This is a genomic window from Pedobacter hiemivivus (genome assembly GCF_004331685.1).
Taxonomy (GTDB): domain Bacteria; phylum Bacteroidota; class Bacteroidia; order Sphingobacteriales; family Sphingobacteriaceae; genus Pedobacter; species Pedobacter hiemivivus.
The window spans coordinates 72273-97963 of record NZ_SJSM01000013.1 but is presented as its reverse complement, the minus strand read 5'-3'; the positions used below and the strand labels follow the sequence as shown (position 1 = coordinate 97963).

The following is a 25691-nucleotide window of genomic DNA, read 5'->3' as shown; positions in this document are numbered from 1 at the left end:
TGCTTTAGTAATTGGCAGAGATCTGTTTGCGCATAAACTGCCATGCTTTATATCAAAAAAATTAATGGGGGTAGTGCGTCAACACTGCCCCTTATTTTTTATTTCGATATGATAACTTTATTTCCTTTTATTTCATATTTAAAATGTTCTGCACTTTGAAGTGCACGTAATACTTCTACTAAATTCTCATTCTTAAATGTTGCCGTGAAATGGTACCTTTCTATTTCATCGTCAGTAAATACGATCTCCACATTATACCATCTTTCTAAAGTTTTTTTCAGCTCAGCAAAACTCTGGTCCTGAATTTCAAGGCGGTTTTGTGTCCAGGCCATTTCTACAATTGTACTATCACTCGATTTTGTATAGCTATTGATTGTGATTTCCGGACGTTTTACTACAGGACTTGATTGTTTTATATTGGGCAAAACCGGCAAATTTTTATAGAAGATCACTTTCTGACTCGGTTTTAAGGTAATTGAGTTACCACCATTCCCCCGACCTTCCATCACGATAATTCCCTTAATCAGCACAGCTTCTGATGTAGGCTCATCTGGATAGGCCTTTACATTAAATGTTGTACCCAAAACATTAATATTAAAATCGGAAGTAATTACCTTAAATGGATTGTTCTTATCGTGCGTTACATCGAAAAATGCCTCACCAACTAAAGTGACTTCCCTGTTTTTGACATTGAAATTTTTATTTAGCTGTAATGTACTCCTGGCATTTAATAAAATTAACGTGCCATCAGGAAGTGTAATCTTTTTACGTTCCGCTCCATTTGTACTGTAGTTGGTTACTAAGTTGGCTATTGGTTTTACGCTTACTGTGTTGTTGTAATAAACCAGCGCAATACCTGAAATTAGTAAAATTGCAGCGGCAACCTTTAACCAGGTATAGGATTTGCGAATTTGAAGAGTAAAACTTTCCTGATCAAAATCCATACGCTCCCGCATCGAGTCGACCTGGCTATTTAATGGTTTTTTATGACCACTTAAGATTCCATATAAGCGCTTTGCGTCATTAATAGTGGCTTCTTGTTCTGGATGTGCTTTTATGTAGTTTTCCCAATAGCTAATGCAAAGTTTATCTTTGCCTGCACAATATAGCTGGAAAGTATTGTCTACTAGAAAGTCTTCAATATTGAAAAGACTACGATCAATCATAATGTTTGGCTTTTATAATACCAGTGCCTAAAAATTTCCTTTTTGCCTAAGAAAATTTTACTTTTTTTTTACTTCTTCTGTTTGGTGGAAGAAATTAATGGCACAGTTATCCTAAGAAACCGTAATATTTCTAATCTTTGAGTTCTTTCCTAAGTATTTTTAATGCGTCGTAAACCGTGTTATAAGCTGTTTTTATAGTTTGTTCCGTTTGTTCTGCAATTTGCTCATAACTCAATCCATCAAAAAACTTGAGGTGAATTAATTGTTTCTGCCTGTAGGTCAATTTCTCTAGCGCGGTCTTTAGTTTGTACCTCACAAGCTCATCGGTTTGAACTTTAACAATGAATTCTTCATACGACATTTCCATCCATTCGCCTTCGGCACCTGCATTTGCCAGCGCATCATTAATCTTACGCTTACGTTCCAGTAAACGTAAAATCTTTCTTTTTAGAAACGTGCGGAGATAAGCTGGGACATTATCTACCCTATTTAACTGTTGGTGCTTCTCCCAAATGGTGGTAAACACCAAATCAGTAGCTTCACCAGAGGTTTCGGCATCACCGCAGACACGTATGCCAAAATTCACAAGATCATAGTAGAGAGCTCTATAAAGATCAAAAAATGCATCATGATCTCCTATCCGCAAACGCTCCCACAACAGATGATGCACAAGTTTATTATCCATTTGGTTAGTTTAGGTAAAAGCAATGTTAAGAAAAAAAATCAATAATACATTCAGATATTAAGCGTACTTAATTTAAAAATCTATGATTGGATTTCATATAAAATGTTTAATTTACAGGCATATATATAGATATTATGTATACATCTAAACTCAAACTAACTCTCCACTGGTTACTATTTACTGCAGGATTTTATCTATTCTGGGGACTTGCCTATCTCGTTTTGGCGAAATTTGCTATTTCTGAATTTAATAGATTTAAACATACTGAAGGGAATGGATGGACTCAGTTAACGGCGACTGACATTTTTTGGTACGCCATGTTTATTTTCGGAATTGCAATATCAATTTTTGTGATCAGGGTATTTATCAAATATGCACCTAATCGAAAAATAGCGGCGGCGATTTATGCCTTATTAATGATAGTATCTGTAGGGGTATTGGTTGATAAGCTTTTAGAGACAACAACATTCTACCTCATTCTACCTCATATCATCATTAATGTAGCTTTTCTAGTGCCAATAGTGCTAACGTTCTTTAAAGAACCGGAAATTATCGATGAAGAGGAAGAACTGGATCAGGATGATGAAGCACATAAAGAATAGCATAAATAGAAAAAGCGTTGTATCATTACCCGATACAGCGCTTTTTTTATATCGTCATCCTGAATTTATTTCAGGATGACGAGGAGCATATCATGCGATTGTCACCAATTAGAAAAGGTATTTAGTGCTCAGGAAATTAGAACTGTTACTATCTACTATTTCATTAATCAAATGCTTGTTACTTTCATTTAATTTTGTCGCTACCAATGACCTGATAGAGAAGGAACGTAAGGCATCTACAACTGATAAGGTACCTTCAGCACTATCTTTTCTACCTGTAAACGGAAATACATCCGGTCCACGCTGACATTGACAGTTGATGTTCACTCTACTTACCTGGTTAACCAAAGGATCAATCAGAGCAGCTACTTCTACATCATCATCGCTAAACACACTAACTTGTTGTCCATGCGTAGATTCTATTAAATATTGAATAGGCTCTTCCAGATCATCAAATGCAACTACTGGAATTATTGGGCCAAATTGCTCTTCAGCATACAGTTTCATGTTCTTATTAACCGGGTAAACTATTGCCGGATAAACGAAAGATTCAACTGTTTCACCACCATTTTCATTAATCACTTTAGCACCATGCGCTATCGCATCATCAATACATTCTTTAAGATAAGCAGGTTTCTGAGGCTCAGGTAGCGGAGTTAAAGCAACACCATCTTCCCATGGCATACCAAATTTAAGCTTGGCTACAGCAGCAGAAAGTTCTTTCAAAAATACATCAGCAAGACTACGGTGTATAAAAATGATTTTAAGTGCTGTACATCTTTGTCCGTTAAATGATAAAGAGCCCAACACAGTTTCTTGTACCGCCAGCTTAATATCAGCTTTAGCGGTGATGATAGCAGCATTCTTAGCATCCAAGCCAAGTATAGCACGTAGCCTGTTTACTTTAGGATGTAACTTTTTAAGTTCGTTGGCTACTTTACTAGAACCGATTAAGGTTAAAACATTAATCTTACCAGATTTCATCAAATCGGGAATGATCTTATTTCCACGACCGTAAATCGTGTTTACCACTCCTTTAGGGAAACAGTCTCTGAAAGCCTCTAATAAAGGATAATGTAATAAAGTACCATGCTTAGGTGGTTTAAATAATATTGTATTACCCATGATCAGGGCAGGGATCAGTGTAGTAAAGGTTTCATTTAAAGGGTAATTGAATGGTCCCATACAAAGCACTACGCCAAGTGGCGAACGTCTGATTTGCGCAACAATTCCTTGCTCAATGCTAAATTTAGACGATTGTCTGTCCAGGTCTTTTAGGGCATCAATAGTTGCATAAATATATTCAACTGTACGGTCAAACTCCTTAACAGAATCTGCATAGGACTTGCCTATTTCCCACATCAGCAATTTTACTACAATTGCCTTCTTTTCAATAATCTTATGGGTAAACTGCTCAACACAATGAATGCGGTTTGCCACACTCATGGTAGGCCATTCTCCTCTCCCGTTATCATAAGCTGCAACAGCCGCATCAAGCGCTTCGCTAGCCTCCTTTTCACTACATAATGGATAAGTACCGATCACCTTTCGCTTCAAACCGTTCTCGGTTCTAATACAAATTGGCGATAATACTTCATGCACCTCCCCATTCCAGGGCCGCATTTCTCCATTACTTAAGTACTCCCGTTGGTGTACTTCTTCTGCTAATTTAAATTCTTGTGGAATATGGTTCTCTTCCACAAAAATCGCATCAAGCTGATCTTTTAATAACATTTAGGTAATTTAATTTAGGTATAATTTATTGGTTATAAATCCGTAATCGGTCTATATTTGGGTACAAGGGTTTTCATAATTGTCCAGCCAATTAAATAACAAACAGCGCAGATAGAGAAGATGATGAAATAACCTGCTTCTTCACCTTTAAAGCCCATAAATACCATTTGATTTTGACCTGCATAATCGAATAATACGCCCGAACCTTTATTGATGATCATTGCGCCAATTCCACCGGCCATACCGCCGATACCTGTTACAGTTGCAATTGCTTTTTTAGGGAACATATCACCTATTGTCGAGAAAATGTTTGCCGACCATGCCTGATGCGCTGCTCCTGCAATACCGATAATGATAACTGGAATCCAGTAAGTAATATAACCTAAAGGTTGCGCCAATAAAGCTAGTAATGGGAAAAAGGCAAATATCAACATCGATTTCATACGACCAGCATAAGGATTCATCCCTTTCTTCTCTACAAAATAAGTTGGTAACCATCCTCCGATAATCGAAAGCAAGGTTATCGTGTAAAGTATAAACAATGGCAATGCACTTTGTGTAGAGTCCATACCATAAACAGAGCTTAGATAAGCCGGCATCCAGAAAAGGAAAAACCACCAAACACCATCTGTCATAAATTTACCTGCCGCAAACGCCCATGTCTGTTTATATCTGAAACAGTCCTTAAATGACACTTTAGTTGTGCTTACTTCTACGTAATCCACTAGTTTTCTATCTGCAATTATATCTTGCTGGATATAAGCAAGTTCAGCAGCATTAACTTTCGGATGTACTTCAGGTTTTTGGTAAACAAATATCCAAAAGCCCATCCATACAAAACCTAAAGCACCAATAATGATAAAGGACATTTCCCAACCATAGGCAGCTGCTATAAAAGGAATAGTTAGCGGTGCTGCTAATGCACCTACAGTTGCACCTGCATTGAAAATACTAGTCGAAAATGCTCTGTCTTTCTTTGGGAAATACTCTGCAGTAGCTTTAATTGCTGCCGGAAAATTTCCTGCTTCTCCTACTGCTAGCACGAAACGTGCAAAAATGAATAAACTAACACTTGTTGAGATAATTAGCGACGTATCACTAACCTTTCCAATTGCTTCTTTAGCACCCTCAAATCCTACAAACCATTCACCTGTAAGGATACCTGATGTCGCTATTCCGCAGAATGCATGAATTACTGCACCGATAGACCATACGCCAATAGCCCATAAAAAACCTTTCTTGGTATCCATACGGTCAACAAAGCGACCTGCAAATAACATAGATACTGCATAAAAAATAGAAAAGAGTGCAGTAATATTACCATAATCATTATTTGTCCAATGAAACTCTGGAGCAATAAACTCTTTCCAGGTAAGCGAAAGAACTTGTCGATCCAAATAATTTATCGTGGTAGCAAAAAATAACATCGCGCATATTGTCCACCTGTACTTTCCAATTTTTTCTTGGTTCATTATATCTGGTTTTATTTAAACTTTTGTGTAATTAATAATTTGTTTTTTCAGCTCGTAATACCTTAAATGATATCATTTAAGGCCTCAATATATGTAATTCCCCGTAATTACGTGTGTCAAAAATTCTTTACGTATCAAGTATTGCTTTCCTAGCAGGGGCCCATTCTCGTTTAAAAAGCCCATGGCGGAAAGCAATTCTACATAATAATTATAAGTAAAAACACTCTTCATTAGAAAATATTTACGCAATCGTTATCGTGGTTGAGCCGTGTTTAATGTTCTTTTGGCCAAGGAGTAAACTATATTATCTTTTCTACAAAAGGCCTCAATGATGTGTAAAATAATTTCATAGATTTAGGCATGCAACTTAAAAATCCATTACCTAAATGTGCTGCAGTATTCCTCATTTGTTTTGCAGCAAATATTTCTGAAAATTATGCTCAGGAAAAAACAGTTTTACTCGATTATTACTACAATCATGAAGTAAAGAAGGATAAATCAGGAAAAGAAAACAGATTCCATTATACCTGGGAAGATCAAACATTAAACGGTTTTTCTATGCTGGGCGATGAATTTAAAAAAGCCGGATTTCAAACTAAAAGCCTGGATGCAGCCCCTACTTCCGCGAACCTAAAAGGAAGCGATGTATACATTATTGTTGATCCGGATAACCTTAAAGAAAGTCCTACCCCCAATCTGATTGCGCCAGATCATATCAAAGCCATTGCAGACTGGGTAAAAGCTGGTGGTGTGCTGGTGATATTTGCCAACGACAGTTCAAACACAAACCTTGTTCAATTAAACGACTTAACTGGCAAATTTGGAATCACCTTCACCAATAAAAGCAGGAATATGGTTAAAAATGGAAAACTTGAAATTGGAGAGGTTCATGTACCAGCAGGCAATGAAGTATTCCCTACATCCAAAATTTTCTATTTGAAGGAGATTTCTATTCTTAGCCTTAGGCCACCTGCAAAGGCCTTAATTACCGAACAAAATGATGTGATTATGGCTACCGCTAAATATGGTAAAGGGACCGTATTTGCTGTAGGCGACCCATGGTTATACAATGAGTATGTAGATGGTACACGTATACCTGCAACATACGAGAATTACAACGGTGCCGTTGAATTGGTAAAATGGCTGAAAAAGCAAGCGCTTTAACAGCCATTTTATAAACCTTACTAATCTGCTAATTCAAGTACCAAATCATCCGTATTTACCATTGTTCCGGCGCTTAGTGTTATTGATTTTATAACTCCATCTGCAATTGCAGAGATGTTTGATTCCATTTTCATGGCTTCAATCATAAAAAGGGGTTGATTCTTCTTAACCTGATCGCCGGCTTTAACAAATACCTTTGACAACAATCCCTGCAAGGGTGAGCCAATATGGTTTACAATATCCTTATCCACTTTTCGGTTCTCTAGTTTAACAACTTTAACCGATCTGTCCTGAATTTCAATATCTCTGGTTTGCCCATTTAATTTAAAGAATACGGTACGCATCCCATTGTCATCAGCAGGGCCAATAGAAAGTAACCGAACCAATAAAGTTTTTCCCTTTGCAATCTCAATCGTAGTCTCCTCTCCGGGCTTCATTCCATAAAAGAAATACCGCGTCGGAATAACAGAAACATCACCATATAATCTAAAGGTCTTTATGGCATCGGTTGTCACTTTAGGATAAAACTTATAAGCCAGGTACATCGTATAACTTAGGTCGTCCCCAAACTCCTTTTTAAAGGCTTCATATTCCAATTCCAAATTAAGCGGAGCCAGGTGTCTATTCGGACGATCTGTAAAAGGCGTTTTTCCCTTTAATAAAATACGTTGAAGTGCTTCAGGAAAACCACCTTCAGGCTGGCCAATTTCTCCCATAAAGAAGGAAACCACAGACTCAGGGAATGAAAGTTGCTCTCCACGCGTAAATATGTCTTCAGGAGTGATTTGATTGGCGACCATAAACTGAGCCATATCGCCTACCACTTTAGAGCTTGGCGTAACCTTCACAATATCACCAAAAAGCTGATTCACATCCGCATATCGTTGTTTAATCAATTCAAACTGATCTCCCAATCCAAGTGCAATAGCTTGTGGCTTTAAATTAGAATACTGACCGCCAGGAATTTCATGTTGATATACCTCGGCCGAACTTGATTTTAAGCCGGATTCAAACGGATAATAATATTCTCTTACCGCTTCCCAGTAATTGGAATAAGCATTTAATGAGGCTTGATCATACGGATTTTCCCGCTCATGGAAGCGCATCATTTCTACTATCGCATTAAAATTAGGTTGCGAAGTAGTACCTGATAACGAACCTAACGCACAATCAATTACATCTACACCAGCTTCAATAGCCATCAGATAAGTAGCTGGCTGCAAAGAAGATGTATCATGGGTATGTAAGTGGATTGGTATCTTAACGGTATCCTTTAGAGCCTCTATCAATAATTTAGCGGCATAAGGCTTAAGCAAACCAGACATATCTTTAACACCAAGAATATGACTACCTGCATTTTCCAGGTCTTTGGCAAGCTTTAAATAATACTCCAGACTATATTTAGTTCGTTTTGGATCTAATATATCTCCTGTATAACACAATGAACCTTCGGCCAGACCTTTGGTTTTCTTGCGTACCATTTCAATACAAGGCGCAATGTTCTCCATCCAGTTTAGCGAATCAAATATCCTGAAGATATCTACACCTTTTTCCCAGCTTTTCTCTACAAATGATTCGATCAGATTATCAGGATAAGCAGCATAGCCAACGCCATTGCAACCTCTGATTAACATCTGAATCAATATATTAGGCATAGCCTCACGTAGTTTCTCCAGTCGTCTCCATGGGTCTTCATGTAAAAACCTTAAACACACGTCAAAAGTTGCACCGCCCCATGCCTCCATGCTGAAGGTTTGTGGGTGATGCTTGGCGAATCCTTCTGCAACTTTAAGCATATCATAGGTACGCATACGCGTAGCCAATAAGGATTGATGTGCATCTCTAAACGTCGTATCCGTATAATGAATCTTCTTTTCAGCTTTAAGCCATTTAGAGAACCCCTCAGGGCCTAATTCCGTTAAAAGATCTTTTGTTCCTTTAGGATATGGACTATAATGATCTACGGCTGGTACTTCTGGCTTTTCCAGACGCTTATTCTCGTCTACAAACCTCACGTCGGGGTTTCCATTTACAGATACATCAGCCAAATAGGTTAAAATCCTTGTTCCTCTATCTAATCGCTTCTTAGATTCAAAAAGCTCGGGATGCTCCTGTATAAAATTAACGGTAGCTTCACCATTGATAAATGTAGGGTGGTTGATTAGATTCTCAAGAAATTGGACGTTGTTTTTAACCCCTCTGATTCTAAATTCACGAAGGGCCCGGTTCATCTTTCTCGAAGCATCTTCTAAAGTAGCACCGCTGGTACTCACTTTTACCAACATCGAATCAAAGAAAGGACTGATCTTCATTCCGGGATAAGTACTGCCCTCATCCAGTCGGATACCAAATCCAGTAGCATTTCTATAGGTAATTAAAGTTCCGTAATCCGGCTTAAATCCATTAGCAGGATCTTCTGTAGTAATGCGACATTGCATCGCAAAACCATTGCACATAATGCTTTCTTGATTCTTTAAACCAATCTCTGGGTCTGAAAGATGATAACCATCAGCTACAAACAGTTGAGTTTTTATCAAGTCAATACCGGTAATCATTTCAGTAACCGTGTGCTCGACCTGGATTCTTGGGTTTACTTCAATAAAATAGATATTTTCCTGTTGATCGATTAAAAACTCTACCGTTCCAACATTATTATATTTTACCGCCTGTGCTATTGAAGTAGCGTAATGGTATAGTTTATCTCTGGTTTGCTGCGTTAAATTTAAAGAAGGTGCAACTTCTACAACCTTTTGAAAACGTCGCTGTACAGAACAATCACGTTCATAAAGGTGTAACACCTTACCATGATTGTCCGCTACAATCTGTACCTCGATATGCCTTGGGCGGTCAATAAATTTCTCCAGAAATACCGTATCATCACCAAAAGCATTTTTTGCTTCACTACGGGCTTCAAAAAAGCCCTTTTCTAATTGCTCATCATCCCTAACAATCCGCATACCCCGGCCACCGCCACCTGATGCAGCTTTGATCATCAGTGGATACCCAATTCGTTGTGCTTCGGCAAGTGCAATTTCTATGGATGTTAAATCCGCTTCGTTGCTCTCTATAATGGGTAATCCTGCCTTTTTGGCCACCGTTTTTGCGGTTACCTTATCGCCAAGGGCCAACATCACATCTGGTCTTGGACCGATAAAAATGATTCCATTTTCGGCACATTTCTTCGCGAATTCTTCATTTTCAGATAAAAAGCCGTAGCCTGGATGTATGGCATCTGCTTCACTGTATTTGGCCATTTCAATAATGGCAGTTATATCAAGATAAGGTTTGAGTGGTTCATGGTCTTCCCCTATCTGATAAGCTTCGTCGGCTTTATACCGATGCAACGAGTACCTATCCTCATAAGTATAAATCGCGACTGTCTGAATGTTTAATTCGCTACAAGCGCGCGCTATACGAATGGCAATTTCACCCCGGTTGGCAATTAGAACTTTCTTAATATTCATTGGCTTTAGTGTTTTGCCCAAAAATATTACATTACTTTGAAAGCGCCGCATCTAAATGCATTTATTATCAAGGCTTTATAGTGTAAAATATACACCATAAAGCCCTAAAAACGGCATATTAAGCAGGCATTTCTACCATTTCATTAACATCCTTTTTATAATCAATTCCCGCTACATCGAAGCCGAAGAGATTTAAAAAATCTTTTTTATAACCAGCGAGGTCACCTATAAGCGGTAAAGTCTCTGCTGTGGCTTCTGTCCATAATTGAGCTACCCTTTCCTGAACATCAGTACGCATTTCCCAATCGTCGATACGGATTCTTCCAGCTGCATCAATTGGCGTTTCCTCAGCAGTATACAATCTTTCCGCAAACAAGCGTTGAATCTGTTCAATGCAACCTTCATGAATGCCTTTTTCTTTCATCACCTTATAAAGTAATGAAATGTAAAGTGGAATTACGGGGATGGCAGAACTTGCCTGTGTAACGAGTGCTTTGTTTACAGAAACAAAGGCTTTTCCGTTGATATCTTTTAATTTATCAGTAATGGTAAACGCTGTGGCTTCTAAATGATCTTTAGCCCTACCAATAGTTCCTTTTCTATATACAGCTTCAGTTAATGAAGGACCTATATAAGAATAAGCTACCGTTGTAGCGCCTGCTGCAAGCAAATCGGCAGCTTTCAACGCATCAATCCACAATTCCCAATCTTCACCGCCCATCACAGCAACAGTATTTTCTATTTCTTCCTCATTAGCAGGCGAAATCGAAACCTCTGAAACAACTCCGGTATGAAAATCTACAGTCTTATTCGTAAAAACATTGTCCCCAATCGGTTTTAGTACGGAATTATGTACAACACCAGTTTTAGGGTGCAACCTTTTTGGCGAAGCCAAACTGTAAATAACAAGATCTACCTGACCCAGGTCATTTTTAATCAAATCAAGCGTTTGTTGTTTAATTTCATCTGAAAAAGCATCACCATTGATACTTTTAGCATACAAGCCAGCTTTGTGGGCATGTTTTTCAAATGCAGCACTATTATACCATCCTGGCGAAGCAGGTTTACCAGGTGCAGATGGTTTTTCAAAAAAAACACCAATCGTAGCCGCATCAGCGCCAAAAGCACTCGTGATTCTGGAAGCCAGACCGAATCCTGTAGAAGCACCAACAACCAGCACTTTCTTTGGACCAGCAATGGTTCCTTTGGATTTCACGTAATTAATTTGATTGATTACATTTTGTTCACATCCGTCTGGATGCGCTGTAAGGCATATAAACCCACGCATTCTAGGTTCAATAATCATATAGTATTTTTTTAAGTTAGAATATTTTACGATGGCATTCCATCACTTTTTCGAAACAAATTTTTAACCATTTGGTATATTTATCGGGCTCAGCATTTAACTCATCAGCTAAATCTTTCATGGAGACATACCGATAAGCCGACGCTTCGGCAGGATTTAGAACAGGCAGCACATCAGTTATCCCTATATATACGTGGTCGTACTCATGCTCTGTAATTCCCGGCATAATTTCGGTGTCATATAAAAAGCTAAAAGCTTTAGAGATATCAGCCTCCATCCCCATTTCTTCCCCTAATCGCCTATTTGCGGCATCCTCAGTTGCCTCCCCTGGTCTAGGGTGACTGCAACAGGTGTTTGTCCATTTGCCAGCAGAATGGTATTTATCTGCAGCACGCTTCTGTAACAGCAACTCCCCTTTTTTATTAAACAAAAAAATTGAAAATGCCCGATGACGCTTACCCTGGATGTGTGCCTCCATTTTCTCCATTACGCCTATTTCGTTGTCATTTTCATCAACAAGTATCACACTTTCTTCAGCCTTCATCACCTATTAATCATTTAAAATACTGCAAAATATAACAATTAAAGTACCATTTGATTGTATAATTTCAATAAGGTCTCATTTGCATTGGTACATAAGCCTGCATGTGCCCTGGATGTTTGTAAAACCGTACTTCGGGTAGCTGTTAACCATCGAAATCTAGATGCCATATCCAACTTCCCAATTGTACCGCCCTGTTCGGCACCTTCACAAATCCGCTCAAAAGCACACAAATTGCCTTCCAACACCTCCAGATCCAAATCCTGACAGAACATACTTAATTTTTCCGTATTCAGGTTCATTAAAACCCCCAGAAATTTTTCTTTGGAGCAATACACAACAACGCCCACATTCATAAACTCCTCACGCTCTACCCTGGGTACAACGCGAATTACGGCATACTCAAATAAGTGCTTTTCTTGCATCTTGTGCTGCTTTTACAAAAATATTTGAATTGTCTAATCTGGTTTCAAGAAAATGAATATAAGCTTGTCTATGCTCTTCCGGACTTTCAAACGAATATTCATCAACCAACCATTCATCAGGTATTAACGCCGCTATTGAGGCTATAAGTGCCGGTGTCAGTATCGCACGAAAAGCTTTGTCTACCGCTTCAAGTTCTGAAGCATAAGGCAACAAAACATGGTCTTTAATCAATATAAAAGGGCGTAACGCTTGTTCCTTCCAATTTTGCCAGGAATGATGAAAGTAAAGAGATGCACCATGGTCTATTAACCAAAGCTCTCTGTGCCAGATCAACATATTTGTATTTCTTGCTGTACGATCCATATTGGTCAGCAAACAATCAAGCCATACGATCTGTGAAGCCAATTTTGAATCTACTACAGTAACCAGTGGGTCAAAAGTAATCGCTCCAGAAAGATAGTGTAAAGCCAGGTTGAGGCCCTCACTTGCCCGCAGCAAATCTTGTATCTCTTCATCTGGTTCTATCCTTCCAAATGCCTCATCTAAACTGGCAAATACAATTTCAGGTACCTTCAAACCAAGTGCACGCGCAATTTCGGCACCAAATATCTCTGCAATCAGTGCTTTTGCACCTTGCCCCGCACCTCGAAATTTAAGCACATATAAAAATCCATCATCAGCCTCCGCAATTGCAGGCATCGATCCCCCTTCTCTTAAAGGAGTGACATACCTGGTTACATTAACCGATCGCAATGCCAGCTCTGTATTATTCATAATACGCATTTAATCGTTCTAAAATCAGGCATAAAGATATAGAAACTCTGCAACCTGCAGGGTACTGAATGTCTTTTATTCCTTTACAATTAATTACATTTAATATAATTAAGGTTTAGTACGCATGATTAAGATGAAAAGAATTTATGAGCCAGCATCAAAAGATGACGGCTTCCGTATCCTGGTTGATCGACTATGGCCCAGAGGTTTAAAGAAAGAAGATGCTCATATCCAGCTTTGGTTGAAAGAAGTTTCTCCATCTACCGAGCTTCGTAAATGGTTTGATCACCAGCCTCAAAAATGGGAGATCTTTAAAAAAAACTATTTGGAAGAATTGGCGACCAATAAGGGTGTAAAAGAGCTTCTAAAAATAAAGGAAACCCAACCAATTATTACCCTGTTGTATGCTGCGCATGATCAACAGTACAATCACGCTTCTGTATTGCTTGAATTTTTAAAAAGAGAAATTGGCTAAGCTGATTAGGTAAAATTTATCTGAATAATTGCAGGTGGCTTAGGAGTTGATGGTATTTTATCAAAAAAGCGTATATCTTTACGCTCAAATTTTACAATTAAATCTTTTATGGCAAAAGCATCTGAAATTAAAGTAGGAAACATTTTACGTTTTAACGGCGAGCTGGTAACAGTTACGGAAATCTTACATCGTACTCCAGGTAAAGGTGGAGCTTTCTACTTAGGCAAATTTCGTAACATTAAAACAGGGAAAATTGTTGAGGCCCGTTTAGGGACTGACGAGCAGGTTGAAATTTGCCGTGTAGAAACGAGTGATTATCAATATTTATATGAAGAAGGTGATTATTTTGTGGTTATGGATAATGTCACTTTTGATCAATTCAATATTCCTAAATCTCTATTTGGACCTTCAGCTAAGTTCTTAAAAGAAGGTATGGACGTGATCGTTTCTATAGAAAGTGAAGAGCCTATCATGGCACAAGCTCCAAACTTTGTAGAATTGGAAGTTACCTACGCTGAGCCAGCTGTTAAAGGTGACACTTCTTCTGGTGCATTAAAAACTATTACAACAGAAAATGGTATCGAACTAAAAGTACCTTTGTTTGTAAATCAAGGTGATAAAATTAAAGTAGATACACGCACAGGCGAATATGTTGAACGTGTTAAATAAGTAAATAAGACCTTTTGAAGCGGCTCACAGAAATGTGAGCCGCTTTTTTTGCCCTTTATTTTATCATTGGTAGGTACTTTTCACGATTTTCAATGATTACCCAAATATTAATTGCAAACAATACAAGAGCCATTGGTAAACCCGAAGGAGCTAAAGTAAGGTGTGTTAAAATTATACCTATCATAATAGGAAGGATAATTATTGCACCGAGCGCTCTATATTTAGGGATAATAAAAAGCACGCCACCAACAATTTCTGCAACTGCAATAAGCGGCATCAACCAGCCTATGGTCATAAAGGCAGTCATTACTTTCATCATACCTTCAGGCAAATCTTTAGGTACAGGCATATAATTAAAAAACTTATTCAATCCTGCGTTTATAAACATCAGTCCAAAAAGGAGACTTAGGATAAATAGAATGATCTTCTTCATAGTTTATTAGGTTAGTGTTAATCATAGGTAATTTACATAACAATTTTGACATGGATTAGTTCAAAAAATAATAGGCAACAATAATGGTCAAAAATGGAATTTATCTCCAATTGCAAAAACACGTATTTAGTCGCTTAAAAAGGCGTATAAACCTCATTGCGCAACAAAACCATTGTCCTTAGCTTTATAATCCATTTTGTAGGTTATGAAAAAATAAATCAAAAAGCTATGAAGACAAAAGCAAACGAAGGGAAACGCCACAATTTTCCGAAAACTAGTGTAAATGGTAATCCTAGTTATTATTTCCATGCGGATGAAGACTTTAAGGAAGATTGGGATTGGGGGAAAGAAAAGACTAGCTCATTAAAATCGCTTCCAAGAAAGAAAAAATCAATTTAATATGTAATTAGTGTATTTATCTATGAAAAACATGATTAGTGCAGATTTTACTGATATGGCTATCAGCGCCGCTCCTCCCCTACAATCTTCAAAAAGAATTCTGATTGTTGAAGATGACGAACTTTGTGTAAAGTTACTTGACCGGATTCTTACCCGGGTAGGTTATACTGTTCGGGCTTATCGATGTACTGAAAATATACTAATATTGATTGAAAACTTTAAACCGGACCTCGTTTTATTAGATTATAGTTTACCCATTTTAAATGGTGAAATACTTTGTAATCAGATTAAACGATGTGCAAAAACCCGCTTGCTACCAGTAATTATCTGCTCAGCATACAATAATATGTTCTTATCTGTAAGCCGATATGGTTGTGATTCCTTTGTTGGAAAACCATTTAACCCAACTTATTTAGTTCAAAAAATTAAAAACCACTTGCAAAAGGCAGAGATGCGCTTTTGACAAGCGTATCCTGACCGTAGGGATTAAGATTTTTTTCCAATTTCCTGAAGCATCTTTTTTAAGCGTGCAATATGAGTGATCATTTGATCAGCCATTTCTTTTGCCTCTTCATTTTGATCACTCATAGAATTTAACAAATTTTTTCTTTCTTCCATCATCCTTATGGCCACCCAAAGTGACTCTTCCACTCCTTTTAGCTGTTTATTGACTAAATCGCCAAAATTGTTGTTCATGCGCATGGTAATCTCATTTTCTAGCAATACATCAGTTGGTGTATCATACACGTCCGAGTCTCCACGACTCAATAGATCAGAAAGAATATACCCCATATCAGCTATTGGCACGTTATAGTCGACAGCAACATTTTGCAGCACATTTCTGGGCATATCAGGAAAATCAGCTTCAACAGGATCCTGAACAATGCAGGTCCCGCCACTCTTTTTGATAGCTGACATACCGGAAGTACCATCATCTAACAGCCCAGTAAGCACAATGCCGGTAACATTGCAACCATAAGCAGCAGCCGCAGAACGAAACAATACATCAATTGATGGTCGCCAATGATTTTCGAGCGCCCCTTTTCGAATTAAAATCTTACCCCGCTTAACCATCATATGGCAATCAGATGGGGCGAGATAAACAATCTGATTTAATATGTCCTCGCCATCTTTAGGAATCACACATTTAAAGGCAGTATATTTCTGTAATTGGGTTAGGATAACATCAGTGCGCGATTTTTTGGAAATGTGAATAACAACAAAAAGCGCAGCATTCAGGTCCTTATCTACTGTCGACAGTAATTTTGTAATGGCCACAATTCCACCGGCAGATGCGCCAATCGTAACGATATTTTTAACCGTTGTCTCCATCTCCTGTTTAACTATAAGATGAAAGCCCAAGCGCAGGTGAATCTTTCTTAAATTTAATGATAACCTGAGTGCCTGATTTTGAAGTATCAATATCCATGGTCCCGTTTAGCAGAAAAACTCGATTTTTAATAGATCTTACGCCAGATCCCTTTGCTAATGACTCATCAATTCCAACCTGAAAACCCTTTCCATTATCCGAAACTTTTACATTTACCCATTCACCTTCTGCACAAACTATAATTTTAACGATTGTTGCATTAGCATGTTTAATACAGTTATTCACTAATTCCTGGATCATTCTGAAAACATACAATTGAAGATCCGGGTGAAGCAAGTCAGCCGATGCATCTAAAGAACTCTTAATCTTGAATCCCGATGTACTTAAACGCTGAATCATCTCCCTTATCCCCTCTTTAAAACCATAGTCTCTGAGCACGGAAGGGCTAAGTTTATAAGACAATTCCCGAGTCTCGGTGATTGCCAGGGCAAGCAGCTGGTTGATATTCTGAAATTCAGCATTCAAATTTTGGCTATGTTGGATATTCTGAACATTAAGCCTGATTCCGTAAAGAATTTGACATACACTATCGTGTAGCGCATTACTTATTTTATTTCTTTCATTTTCTTGCGCTTTAAAAGTCGCAGCAAGTATTAACCTTTGTTGTTCACTATCACGCTGTTGAGCCTCCTGGATTAACCTTGTCTTTTCTGTAATATCCATCACAATACCAGCAAAATAACTATCAGCTCCAGCGCTATTGATCTGCTGTCCTTTAGCAGATACAATTTTGGTTTTACCACTTTTAGTTACAATCCTAAATTCCATTTCAACATCCCCACCATAGTGGGTTGCATCAGACAAACTTTGTCTAACTAGGTGTTGATCATCTGGATGGATAAATGAGATAAATGATCTGGTGCTACCATCAAATTCCCAGGGATTAATTTCGAATAAATACAAACTAAATTCATCAAGAAATACCTGGTTTGTAGCTACCGTCATGGTCCAGGTACCCGTTCCTGAAGCTTTAAGCGTCAACTCCAGCCTTTTGGCAGTACCTATCAGCTTTTGCTGGTCAGCTCTACTTTCAGAAATATCGATAACAGTGATATAATATTGAAGTCTTTCTGTGAAAGGGTTCACAATCGCGACACCTTCCATTCGGGTATAAATCTTAAGATCTCCGGCAATTAAAAGTTTAATTTCACAATTCTGCTTACCTATATTGATTTGCATTTTATGTAAAAAACCATAAAAAAGTTCCCACATTTCAGGCGCAATGAAACTCTGAAAACGTTTTTCCAAAATGTCCCTTTTAGAAATCCGCAATAAATCAGCGCCTGTCTGATTGGCTTCCTCTACCAGGCCAAGATGATCAAGAATAAAATAACCTACCGGTGCCCGATTAAAAAAACCTGCAAATTTTGCACGTTCTGTTTCCAGCAATTGATAAGAGGCAGACAACTCATCGTTCTGCATTTCGAGTTCAAGCTGAAAAACCTCCAGTTCTCCTAATAGTAATGCCAATTGATCATCGTTAACATATTCGCCAGATAGCGTTGAGGCATCTCCTGAATTGTCAAGTCTAGCTCGGAGTAGTGAAATTATCTTCTCCTTGTTCCCGACTTTTTTTGGTTTCATTTTCTTGCTCTTTAAAAGTAACAATTGTGGCCCCATTTTTTTCTGATTCCTCTATTGACAGGTAATTAACACCGACCATCAATTTCAAAACGCCCAAACCACGGAATTCATGCTGCAAATACATTTCCTTATCTTCATAACCATCCAGTAAGGTATCCAACTTCTTCGTATTCCATCTATTATGAACAAAATCTATCAATAATAGTTCTTTAATTTCAAATTCCCTAAGATTAAACATCGTTAAGAAGAATTTATTCACTACCAGCACTTTCCCTTCATGATCTAATAATACCGCAGCCTCATTCATGCTGTTTATTGATTTCCGGACATACGACAATAAAGTCGACAACCGATCTTCCAAGGCTTTAACAGGAGTTATTCTAGTAAATGTCAATACAGCACCACTGATAAAATTATCAATAGTTCTATAGGGCATGATCCGGAGGTTGTACCAATCATTTTTACGGGTTCTTACTTCTAATTCCTTGCCACTTAACTTTTCAATCACTTCTACAATTGTAGCCTCGATAGCAGGGTAGTCAAAGTTTGAAACAATATGGGTAATAGAACGACCAATATCAGAAGAAATCACGTTAAACAATTTGGTTACCTGAGGTGTAAAACGCAGAATATTAAGGTGATTGTCTAAAAATATAGTACCTATTTCCGTACTATCCAGCAAATTCTTCATATCATTATTTAAGCGGGTCAATTCTTCCGTCTTGTTTTGATATTGAAGATTAATCGTCATTAATTCTTCGTTTAAAGATTGCATTTCTTCCTTTGTCGTCAGGGCCTCCTCATTTGTGCTCTGCAATTCTTCATTGGTACTTTGTAATTCTTCATTGGTTGATTTCAATTCTTCCAACGAGGTTTCCATTTGCTCAATGGTGGTATGCAATTGTTGCTTGGTATACACCAATTCATTTTCCAGTTCCTTAACAGCTTCTCCCCTAATCGAATCTATGGCACGAGACCGTTTCTTCTTCACAGGACCTTTTTCCTTAAATGACAGTACAAATAGCCCTTGCAAATGATTTGTGGTGATATATTTCACCGTTAAATCAACAAGCGTAAATACCTCTTTTTCCTGCAACTTTAAATCTGTAAATTCTACTGATCCTTTTTGGACAGCTGCCTGGTGAATGGCATTGCTAATTACGTATTTCAGTTCCTCTTTCACCATCTTATAGATGTTCATAGTGGCCTCACCAGAAGTAACCTGCAGGTACTTATCCATTATACCATTGATATATAGGATATCGCCCTTCTCATTAACTAGTAAAGAAGCCGGTGTATACTCCTCTAATAAAATTCTATGAAAGTTCTCTGCTACTACATTTTTGATTATTGGGATCTCTGGAATTTCTTTCGAAATTTTTGCTGGTGCATTGGATATATGGAACGGAAAATCAATTATTTTCGCCATACCATCTGTACCTTCCTTGCGCTCATATATTTTCCATTTAGGCTCAATCAAATGGAAAGCATCACTAAAAACACCTACAGATTCGGCTGGCCCCAAAAACAGCAAGCCATTGCGGTTAAGTGAATAATGAAATATAGGCATTAGCTTTTTCTGTAAATCTGCCGTCAAATAAATCATTACATTTCTACAGCACAACAGATCCAACTTGGTAAAGGGTGCATCTTTAATCAAATTGTGTTGAGCGAAGACTATCATTCCTCTAACGCTCTTTTTGACCACATAGCCGTTATTTTTGGCTACAAAAAAGCGGTCCAGTCTTTCGGCTGAAATTTCAGAGATTATATTTGAAAAGTAATAACCAGATCTCGCCTGCTCTATCGCACGGGGGTCCAAATCCGTGGCAAAAATCTGCACCTTTGGTGGGCTATCTGATTTTAAAGAGTCCAGATACTCAAGCAATAAAATCGCCAGAGAGTATGCTTCTTCACCTGTCGAACAGCCTGCAATCCAAATCCGAATAGGCTCATCATTATTCTTCTGAGCCAATTTTGCATATAAGTGTGGTTTGAGCGCATCAAACGCCGCACCATCCCTAAAAAATTTAGTAACTCCAATAAGTAGTTCATTAAAGAGCGCTTCAATTTCATGAGGATTTTCGCGCATATAGTTTACATAATGCATATAATCTGGCAACTGATGAAATGCAATCCTCCTTTCAATTCTTCTGCTGATGGTATTTTTTTTATATAAAGTAAAATCGTGACCTGTATGCGAACGAAGTAGCATCAGAATCTTTTGGATATGGGTGTAGTTATTACGCTCAAGCAACTGCTCCTCCGAAATTGGTTCTTGAAGCGCCGGATGGTTCAAGTACTGAATCAACCTCAGGGGCATTTCTTCAGGAATTAAAATATAATCCACCATCCCTGTTTTAATTGCAGCAGCTGGCATACTCGGGTATTCTGCACTTTCGGGGAACTGCGCCATCGCCATCCCTAGCTTCTCCTTAATCATCCTGACTCCATTTTCCCCATCAGCACCCATTCCAGAAAAAATAATGGCTACGGCGTGGTTCCATTGATCTTCTGCCAGGCTCTGCAAAAAGTAATCGATGGCCATATGTGCCCCCTTGGAGCGTGATATATTAAACATCAACAAATTTCCGTTATGCATCCCCATATCCCGATCTGGTGGGATGATGTAAACATGATTAGGTACAATTTGCAAACCATCCTCTGCCTCCTGGACAGGCATGGCTGTGAACTTCTGAATTAAATCAGCAGCTTTTAAACCTGTATTGGCTTGCAAGTGCATCACAATCACAAATGCAAAACCACTGTCGATTGGCATATGGAGAAAGAATTGTTCAAATGCATGGAATGAACCGGCAGACCCGCCTAACGCCACAATCGGAAAAAAAATGCGTTGATTACTTTTCTTTTCCAGTTGCTTCAGTTCCTGAGACAAGTCTTCTGCATTCGTATTTTGAGTCAATTTATTCTTCTTCATTAACCGGGGTATTTTCAGAACCAAATTTACGTGCTAAAAACTTTATCCGGTTAATATTTTTGAATTAGAAATTTAAAGCCCTCGATTTGTACATTTTTAATTGACTTTTTAATAGCTGTCGTGCTATATGTATCCTGGTTTTAACCGTCCCCATAGGGATATCCATTTCAACAGCAATTTCATGGTATTTATATCCTTCAAAATACCTCAAAAAAGGAGTAGAATACTCAGGCTCCAGATTGGCTAAAGCGGTGTGAATATCTTTCAAAATGAACTTATCCTCACCAACATTTGCAGCCGAATTTTTTTGAGTCTGATACATCAGTAGATTGTCGGTCGAAATTACAACAGCCCTCCTTCGCACATTATAGCGGTAATTGTTAATGAAAGTATTTTTCATAATGATGCACAACCAGCCAGCTAAATTGGTTTCTTTCCTGTAAAGATGCATATAGCGAATAGCTTTCAAGATAGTATCTTGTACCAGATCATTCGCATCTTCCACATCACCTGTGAATTTAAGTGCGAATGCTTCAAGACTGGATCTATAGTTACAGATCTCATCATCCAAATTTAATACGCTCATAGTGTTTATAGTTTAGTTACCCCTTATACCAAAAGAGGTAGAAACAATGTGCCAAAAAAATCACATAAGTTACCTACACATTAGATAATGTCATTTAAATCAAAAATCAAGAGGTTTTCATACAAAATATCGGTACTTACCGTATACTAAAACACGTAGAAACAACCAGTCAAACCGTATTAAACCGCCCAGTTAAAATGCCCAATCTGGTTATTGAAGGGCCCTTATTGAGTAGTATATTATACATTTTAAAAAAAAACAATGTGACAGAAGCTTTGTTACCTCACCGATAAATAGTAATATAGCATTGACAATCAAATATTAAATTCCGAAAAACATGATTAGCATTGTATTGGCTGACGATCACTCCATCGTACGCAGTGGACTTAAAAAATTGGTAGAGCAACCTGGAAATATAAAAGTGATCAAAGAATGTGCAAATGGCTTGGAGGTGCTCGAATTTGTTAAAACAGGCGAAAAAATCGACATTGTCATATCCGACTTGAATATGCCAGAAATGAACGGTACAGAGCTAACTATAGCATTACAACGACTTGATCCAAGTATTAAAGTAATTATACTTTCTATGTATGACGATCTAAATCATGTTTCGACAGCTTTTAATGCAGGTGCAAATGCATATCTCTTAAAAAGTGCTGACACAGAAGAGCTGGAGTTCGCTGTAAAAATGGTGAACAAAAACCGAAAATATATGGGGATCGAGCTAATAGAAAAACTTATAAAGTTCCAAATTAACCATCTATGTCAAGATCAGGAGCCCAAGAATCTTAGCCAATATTCTGAGCGCGAACTTCAAGTCTTAGAACTGATTGCCGAGGGATTGACTAACAACGAAATCTCCAACAAACTATTCCTGAGTAAACGTACCATTGAAGGACACCGTCAGAGCCTATTGCAAAAGACTAGCCAAAACAATACAGCCTCATTGATCCGTTATGCCATAAAAAACCGCTTGATTACCTGAAGGCCCTAAAATAAAAATGGGCACGTGTTACGAATAACACGCACCCATTAACGCTCTCATATATACATACGTAAGAATGCAGTAAATAGTTTTAAAAATCTAAAAAAAAATAATAAAGCTAGTATGCAAGAATGAAAACTAGAGCAAATCTTTAACTATTTTTGAAGAATCCAATGCATATTTATGCATCCCGAATATCTACTCAGCACTTCCTATAGATCAAATGATAGTAAAAAAACCTTTTTCAATAGCAATTCGCAATGCGATAGTCTTACTAATGGCCTTGTGCTTTTCCATTCCAACGCTTGCACAGAAAAGTAGGCCAATGGATAAAGGTCAGGACGTTTCCATCCTCTCCGACTCAGCAACCTTGACAAAGGGCGATTACCTTATTCATCTCGAGAAAGTATTTGAAACGATAAACAAAGTTCCCGTTACCGTAGGCTCTTTCAAGAATCTAAAACCGATAGCAGTACATTTAACACAAGATGAGGCTGCCCTTACCCTTCTAAAAAGCAGGCTTACGCAAGGAGATAGAGGTCTGAATCTTCAAAACCTGCAAATGGACCAGACCTTACTTGAAGAGCTTCAAACCAACAACAAGGATTGCCTGGCGGATCTCGATGAATATGAAAAACAATTGCGGGAGTTGAAAACGGAGATCCTCAACCTGCGCAAGGATACGGTGTTGATTAAACTTTTTACGCTGCCCGCTATGCGAATTATGTTTAAAGATCAGTTTGCAAAACTGCAGAAAAAACGGCTGGTAATGGATAGCCTTCTGAAGACGACCACATTAACAATTAACAACCTCCAGGCACGAACTTCATCCAACCTGATAAACATTAAAGAATTAATGTACCTTACAGATAGCCAGCTTGATGCTGTAAGTATAAAAGCTTTCGGGAAAGAGCGACGTTACCTTTGGGAATCAGTAAACCGTAAGGCTAATAGAGGGATTGGATTCCGTAAGTTTATCGGTGGTGAACAGGAAATATCAGGCTATTATTTTGTGTACACCCGCAGTAGTCGCATGTTACTGCTCCTTACTTGTGTCACTTTCTTCCTCTGGGTATTTTTCAATTACAGGAGTATGAAACAACGCGACCGATTGGAAGCGCTTGACGATTTCTCCTTACTCAAACCAAAGCCTTATCTGATTACCTTTATCATGCTCTTTACCCTGGCACCGATCTTCGACTTAAGGGCCCCGGCACTTTATATCGAATCGGTACAGATCTTACTTGCCATTTTACTGACTGCATTTTTCTATAAAAAACTGCCCACAAAGCTATTTTACTATTGGTGCATATTTGTACTATTCCTTCTTGCGCCGGTTTTCCTGCGTCTTTTAGGAATGCCTCCAAGATACCAGCGTTGGCTTCTTCTTTTCTTGAGTCTTAGTGCTACCACTTATGGCATCATTATCCTGAGGAAACTGGATGAGAAAGCCAGAAGGTATAGGATGATCCTGATTACCGGATTTATCTATGTAGTCTTCGCATTCATTGCTACTTTATGCAATATCTTCGGACGTTTTACGCTTACCCAGATTTTCTATTCTACCGGTGTAAACTCCTTGTTAAACGCAATATCCTTAACCATTCTGGCAAAAGTACTGGTAGAGGCTTTCCTGCTTCAAATGAAAAGTAGCAGAATCCGTAAAGGATACCCTGAATATTTTGACTGGCTGCCGGTAACATCAGGTCTTAAGCGACTTACTGGTGTTGGGGCTACAATTATTTGGTTTGTGATATTTACTACGAACCTCAATATTTTTAATGGCCTGTATGAGTCTGTCATGGAGATCCTTATTGAAAAAAGAACTATAGGAAACTTCTCTTTTACCTTTGGGGGTATCACGCTCTTTTTAGGAATCATTTGGACAGCTAACTTTTTACAGAAATACATTGCCTATTTCTTTGGTGATACCGGCGATGATGGCATCGAGGATAATAAAGGGGAGCGCTCGAAATTATTAGTTACACGATTGGTATTGCTCATTGGAGGATTCCTTATCGCTGTTGCTGCATCCGGACTCCCGATCGACAAAATAACCGTGATCCTTGGTGCCCTTGGTGTAGGTATCGGACTGGGTTTACAGAATATCGTGAGCAATTTTGTATCGGGGATCATCCTTATTTTTGATAAGACTATCCGTATCGGTGATGTTGTAGAGCTAAGCAACAAGAAAGGAAGAGTTAAGGAGATCGGTGTCCGCGCCAGTACATTGCTGACTGATGAAGGTGCAGAGATTATTATTCCCAATGGTTCCATTTTATCAAACAATATCATCAATTGGACCCTTAGCAATAACCAAATGCGCATAGATATTTCTTTAACTATTGCTAAGCCTTTCAATTCAACTGAAGTAGTGAACCAAATCAGGGATATTATTACTAAAAATGACAACGTCTTTATCAATAAAGAACCAGTGATTATGATCAACCCTGTTAGTAAACTAAACAGCAATATAAAAATATACTTTTGGTGCAAAGATATCTCCGATGCAGATCTGACAAGAAGTATAATCATTGCACAAATATTTGAGGCGTTTGAAGAGAAAGAAATAGAGATTTCATAGTAGGAAGAAAGGTAATTAGAAGAAGGATAGGTACATAATGTGCATCCCCCATACGCTCAAGTAAAGCGTCAAGCGATTTTGCATCTTTCAGCAGATCCGTTTGCTCTTTTTGAGCATTTACACTAAATTCCATGGCATCTCTCCTTTCTGGTGCATTAAACATGTTTATCATCATGTTTTTTTGGATCAATTTCCGACTTCTTAATTTCCTCCTCCATTTGTTTCTGATCTTTCCTATTCTTGCTGATCAGAAAAATGATCAACAATATCACCAAAACGACAACCACCCCTTCTATTATGCTATTCCTTTCCAT

The 25691-nt window shown here is 38.1% G+C and carries 24 protein-coding genes; 8 read left to right on the top strand and 16 right to left on the bottom strand.

All coding sequences use genetic code 11. The annotated features are described in order from the left end of the window. Nucleotides 1–98: 98 nt before the first annotated feature. Nucleotides 99–1166, bottom strand: coding sequence for a FecR family protein (locus EZ444_RS18620; RefSeq protein WP_131610653.1), 1068 nt, complete (start codon nt 1164–1166; stop codon nt 99–101). Between the two features lie 130 nt (nt 1167–1296). Then, nucleotides 1297–1851 (bottom strand): RNA polymerase sigma factor, encoded by a 555-nt coding sequence (locus EZ444_RS18615; protein WP_131610652.1) that lies wholly within the window; start codon nt 1849–1851, stop codon nt 1297–1299. 134 nt (nt 1852–1985) lie between these two features. Here EZ444_RS18615 and EZ444_RS18610 point away from each other — a divergent pair, with 134 nt between their 5' ends. Further along, complete coding sequence (locus EZ444_RS18610) at nt 1986–2453, top strand: hypothetical protein (protein ID WP_131610651.1); 468 nt, start codon at nt 1986–1988, stop codon at nt 2451–2453. A gap of 108 nt (nt 2454–2561) precedes the next feature. Here EZ444_RS18610 and EZ444_RS18605 read toward each other — a convergent pair whose 3' ends face one another. After that, nucleotides 2562–4187, bottom strand: a complete 1626-nt coding sequence (locus EZ444_RS18605) for an NADP-dependent glyceraldehyde-3-phosphate dehydrogenase (protein ID WP_131610650.1) — start codon at nt 4185–4187, stop codon at nt 2562–2564. 32 nt (nt 4188–4219) lie between these two features. After that, the gene (locus tag EZ444_RS18600) at nt 4220–5659 is read right to left on the bottom strand and encodes an MFS transporter (RefSeq protein WP_131610649.1); all 1440 of its coding nucleotides are present in this window, start codon (nt 5657–5659) and stop codon (nt 4220–4222) included. A gap of 360 nt (nt 5660–6019) precedes the next feature. Between EZ444_RS18600 and EZ444_RS18595 the strand changes: the two genes are divergently transcribed. Then, nucleotides 6020–6823: a DUF4350 domain-containing protein gene (locus EZ444_RS18595; RefSeq protein WP_131610648.1), complete on the top strand. Its 804-nt coding sequence runs from the start codon at nt 6020–6022 to the stop codon at nt 6821–6823. 20 nt (nt 6824–6843) lie between these two features. On the opposite strand, the gene EZ444_RS18590 is transcribed toward EZ444_RS18595, so the two are convergent. The 5 genes from EZ444_RS18590 to EZ444_RS18570 all read right to left on the bottom strand — a co-directional run bounded on the left by EZ444_RS18590 (nt 6844) and on the right by EZ444_RS18570 (nt 13334). Further along, nucleotides 6844–10287: a pyruvate carboxylase gene (locus tag EZ444_RS18590; protein ID WP_131610647.1), complete on the bottom strand. Its 3444-nt coding sequence runs from the start codon at nt 10285–10287 to the stop codon at nt 6844–6846. Nucleotides 10288–10405: 118 nt separating this feature from the next. Continuing rightward, entirely contained in the window at nt 10406–11593 is a 1188-nt protein-coding gene (gene fabV, locus EZ444_RS18585) for an enoyl-ACP reductase FabV (protein ID WP_131610646.1), read from the bottom strand. A gap of 16 nt (nt 11594–11609) precedes the next feature. Continuing rightward, complete coding sequence (gene idi, locus EZ444_RS18580; RefSeq protein ID WP_131610645.1) at nt 11610–12137, bottom strand: isopentenyl-diphosphate Delta-isomerase; 528 nt, start codon at nt 12135–12137, stop codon at nt 11610–11612. A gap of 38 nt (nt 12138–12175) precedes the next feature. Beyond that, entirely contained in the window at nt 12176–12559 is a 384-nt protein-coding gene (locus tag EZ444_RS18575) for a DUF3037 domain-containing protein (RefSeq protein WP_131610644.1), read from the bottom strand. Then, entirely contained in the window at nt 12537–13334 is a 798-nt protein-coding gene (locus EZ444_RS18570) for a HipA family kinase (RefSeq protein ID WP_131610643.1), read from the bottom strand. Before EZ444_RS18570 ends, EZ444_RS18575 begins: the two co-directional genes overlap by 23 nt. Before the next feature lie 133 nt (nt 13335–13467). Between EZ444_RS18570 and EZ444_RS18565 the strand changes: the two genes are divergently transcribed. Continuing rightward, entirely contained in the window at nt 13468–13809 is a 342-nt protein-coding gene (locus tag EZ444_RS18565; RefSeq protein ID WP_225874768.1) for a DUF488 domain-containing protein, read from the top strand. Between the two features lie 108 nt (nt 13810–13917). After that, entirely contained in the window at nt 13918–14478 is a 561-nt protein-coding gene (gene efp / locus EZ444_RS18560; protein ID WP_131610641.1) for an elongation factor P, read from the top strand. Nucleotides 14479–14533: 55 nt separating this feature from the next. Here the strand turns inward: efp and EZ444_RS18555 are convergent, their stop codons facing one another. Further along, nucleotides 14534–14911, bottom strand: coding sequence for a DoxX family membrane protein (locus EZ444_RS18555; RefSeq protein WP_131610640.1), 378 nt, complete (start codon nt 14909–14911; stop codon nt 14534–14536). A 228-nt stretch (nt 14912–15139) separates the two neighbouring features. Between EZ444_RS18555 and EZ444_RS27290 the strand changes: the two genes are divergently transcribed. Together EZ444_RS27290 and EZ444_RS18550 are read left to right on the top strand one after the other, a co-directional pair. Continuing rightward, nucleotides 15140–15310 carry a hypothetical protein gene (locus tag EZ444_RS27290; protein ID WP_165503660.1) on the top strand — a complete coding sequence of 57 codons (171 nt, stop codon included), beginning with the start codon at nt 15140–15142 and terminating at the stop codon, nt 15308–15310. Between the two features lie 22 nt (nt 15311–15332). Next, nucleotides 15333–15773 carry a response regulator gene (locus EZ444_RS18550; RefSeq protein WP_131610639.1) on the top strand — a complete coding sequence of 147 codons (441 nt, stop codon included), beginning with the start codon at nt 15333–15335 and terminating at the stop codon, nt 15771–15773. Between the two features lie 23 nt (nt 15774–15796). Here EZ444_RS18550 and EZ444_RS18545 read toward each other — a convergent pair whose 3' ends face one another. From EZ444_RS18545 to EZ444_RS18530, 4 genes are all read right to left on the bottom strand, one after another. After that, nucleotides 15797–16642 (bottom strand): chemotaxis protein CheB, encoded by an 846-nt coding sequence (locus EZ444_RS18545; protein WP_131610638.1) that lies wholly within the window; start codon nt 16640–16642, stop codon nt 15797–15799. A 7-nt stretch (nt 16643–16649) separates the two neighbouring features. Continuing rightward, nucleotides 16650–18284, bottom strand: coding sequence for a PAS domain-containing sensor histidine kinase (locus EZ444_RS18540; protein ID WP_165503659.1), 1635 nt, complete (start codon nt 18282–18284; stop codon nt 16650–16652). Then, entirely contained in the window at nt 18229–21222 is a 2994-nt protein-coding gene (locus EZ444_RS18535) for a CheR family methyltransferase (RefSeq protein ID WP_131610636.1), read from the bottom strand. The genes EZ444_RS18540 and EZ444_RS18535 overlap by 56 nt, the downstream gene beginning before the upstream one ends. A gap of 64 nt (nt 21223–21286) precedes the next feature. Further along, a complete protein-coding gene (locus EZ444_RS18530; protein ID WP_131610635.1) occupies nt 21287–21808 on the bottom strand; it encodes an RNA polymerase sigma factor in 522 nt (173 codons plus the stop codon). Nucleotides 21809–22145: 337 nt separating this feature from the next. On the opposite strand from EZ444_RS18530, the gene EZ444_RS18525 reads away from it, so the two are divergent. Together EZ444_RS18525 and EZ444_RS18520 are read left to right on the top strand one after the other, a co-directional pair. Further along, nucleotides 22146–22793, top strand: a complete 648-nt coding sequence (locus EZ444_RS18525) for a response regulator transcription factor (RefSeq protein ID WP_131610634.1) — start codon at nt 22146–22148, stop codon at nt 22791–22793. A 223-nt stretch (nt 22794–23016) separates the two neighbouring features. After that, nucleotides 23017–25377 carry a mechanosensitive ion channel family protein gene (locus EZ444_RS18520; RefSeq protein WP_225874767.1) on the top strand — a complete coding sequence of 787 codons (2361 nt, stop codon included), beginning with the start codon at nt 23017–23019 and terminating at the stop codon, nt 25375–25377. On the opposite strand, the gene EZ444_RS18515 is transcribed toward EZ444_RS18520, so the two are convergent. Beyond that, nucleotides 25325–25552, bottom strand: a complete 228-nt coding sequence (locus tag EZ444_RS18515) for a hypothetical protein (protein ID WP_131610633.1) — start codon at nt 25550–25552, stop codon at nt 25325–25327. The two genes, EZ444_RS18520 and EZ444_RS18515, sit on opposite strands and share 53 nt — an antisense overlap. After that, complete coding sequence (locus EZ444_RS27285) at nt 25533–25691, bottom strand: hypothetical protein (protein ID WP_165503658.1); 159 nt, start codon at nt 25689–25691, stop codon at nt 25533–25535. Before EZ444_RS27285 ends, EZ444_RS18515 begins: the two co-directional genes overlap by 20 nt.

What these genes read in the sequence shown, in the direction of transcription:
- EZ444_RS18620 (WP_131610653.1), bottom strand. Translation starts at nt 1,166, where the DNA reads ATGATTGATCGTAGTCTTTTCAATATTGAAGACTTTCTAGTAGACAAT.
- EZ444_RS18615 (WP_131610652.1), bottom strand. Translation starts at nt 1,851, where the DNA reads ATGGATAATAAACTTGTGCATCATCTGTTGTGGGAGCGTTTGCGGATA.
- EZ444_RS18610 (WP_131610651.1), top strand. Translation starts at nt 1,986, where the DNA reads ATGTATACATCTAAACTCAAACTAACTCTCCACTGGTTACTATTTACT.
- EZ444_RS18605 (WP_131610650.1), bottom strand. Translation starts at nt 4,187, where the DNA reads ATGTTATTAAAAGATCAGCTTGATGCGATTTTTGTGGAAGAGAACCAT.
- EZ444_RS18600 (WP_131610649.1), bottom strand. Translation starts at nt 5,659, where the DNA reads ATGAACCAAGAAAAAATTGGAAAGTACAGGTGGACAATATGCGCGATG.
- EZ444_RS18595 (WP_131610648.1), top strand. Translation starts at nt 6,020, where the DNA reads ATGCAACTTAAAAATCCATTACCTAAATGTGCTGCAGTATTCCTCATT.
- EZ444_RS18590 (WP_131610647.1), bottom strand. Translation starts at nt 10,287, where the DNA reads ATGAATATTAAGAAAGTTCTAATTGCCAACCGGGGTGAAATTGCCATT.
- fabV (WP_131610646.1), bottom strand. Translation starts at nt 11,593, where the DNA reads ATGATTATTGAACCTAGAATGCGTGGGTTTATATGCCTTACAGCGCAT.
- idi (WP_131610645.1), bottom strand. Translation starts at nt 12,137, where the DNA reads ATGAAGGCTGAAGAAAGTGTGATACTTGTTGATGAAAATGACAACGAA.
- EZ444_RS18575 (WP_131610644.1), bottom strand. Translation starts at nt 12,559, where the DNA reads ATGCAAGAAAAGCACTTATTTGAGTATGCCGTAATTCGCGTTGTACCC.
- EZ444_RS18570 (WP_131610643.1), bottom strand. Translation starts at nt 13,334, where the DNA reads ATGAATAATACAGAGCTGGCATTGCGATCGGTTAATGTAACCAGGTAT.
- EZ444_RS18565 (WP_225874768.1), top strand. Translation starts at nt 13,468, where the DNA reads ATGAAAAGAATTTATGAGCCAGCATCAAAAGATGACGGCTTCCGTATC.
- efp (WP_131610641.1), top strand. Translation starts at nt 13,918, where the DNA reads ATGGCAAAAGCATCTGAAATTAAAGTAGGAAACATTTTACGTTTTAAC.
- EZ444_RS18555 (WP_131610640.1), bottom strand. Translation starts at nt 14,911, where the DNA reads ATGAAGAAGATCATTCTATTTATCCTAAGTCTCCTTTTTGGACTGATG.
- EZ444_RS27290 (WP_165503660.1), top strand. Translation starts at nt 15,140, where the DNA reads ATGAAGACAAAAGCAAACGAAGGGAAACGCCACAATTTTCCGAAAACT.
- EZ444_RS18550 (WP_131610639.1), top strand. Translation starts at nt 15,333, where the DNA reads ATGAAAAACATGATTAGTGCAGATTTTACTGATATGGCTATCAGCGCC.
- EZ444_RS18545 (WP_131610638.1), bottom strand. Translation starts at nt 16,642, where the DNA reads ATGGAGACAACGGTTAAAAATATCGTTACGATTGGCGCATCTGCCGGT.
- EZ444_RS18540 (WP_165503659.1), bottom strand. Translation starts at nt 18,284, where the DNA reads ATGAAACCAAAAAAAGTCGGGAACAAGGAGAAGATAATTTCACTACTC.
- EZ444_RS18535 (WP_131610636.1), bottom strand. Translation starts at nt 21,222, where the DNA reads ATGAAGAAGAATAAATTGACTCAAAATACGAATGCAGAAGACTTGTCT.
- EZ444_RS18530 (WP_131610635.1), bottom strand. Translation starts at nt 21,808, where the DNA reads ATGAGCGTATTAAATTTGGATGATGAGATCTGTAACTATAGATCCAGT.
- EZ444_RS18525 (WP_131610634.1), top strand. Translation starts at nt 22,146, where the DNA reads ATGATTAGCATTGTATTGGCTGACGATCACTCCATCGTACGCAGTGGA.
- EZ444_RS18520 (WP_225874767.1), top strand. Translation starts at nt 23,017, where the DNA reads ATGATAGTAAAAAAACCTTTTTCAATAGCAATTCGCAATGCGATAGTC.
- EZ444_RS18515 (WP_131610633.1), bottom strand. Translation starts at nt 25,552, where the DNA reads ATGATGATAAACATGTTTAATGCACCAGAAAGGAGAGATGCCATGGAA.
- EZ444_RS27285 (WP_165503658.1), bottom strand. Translation starts at nt 25,691, where the DNA reads ATGGAAAGGAATAGCATAATAGAAGGGGTGGTTGTCGTTTTGGTGATA.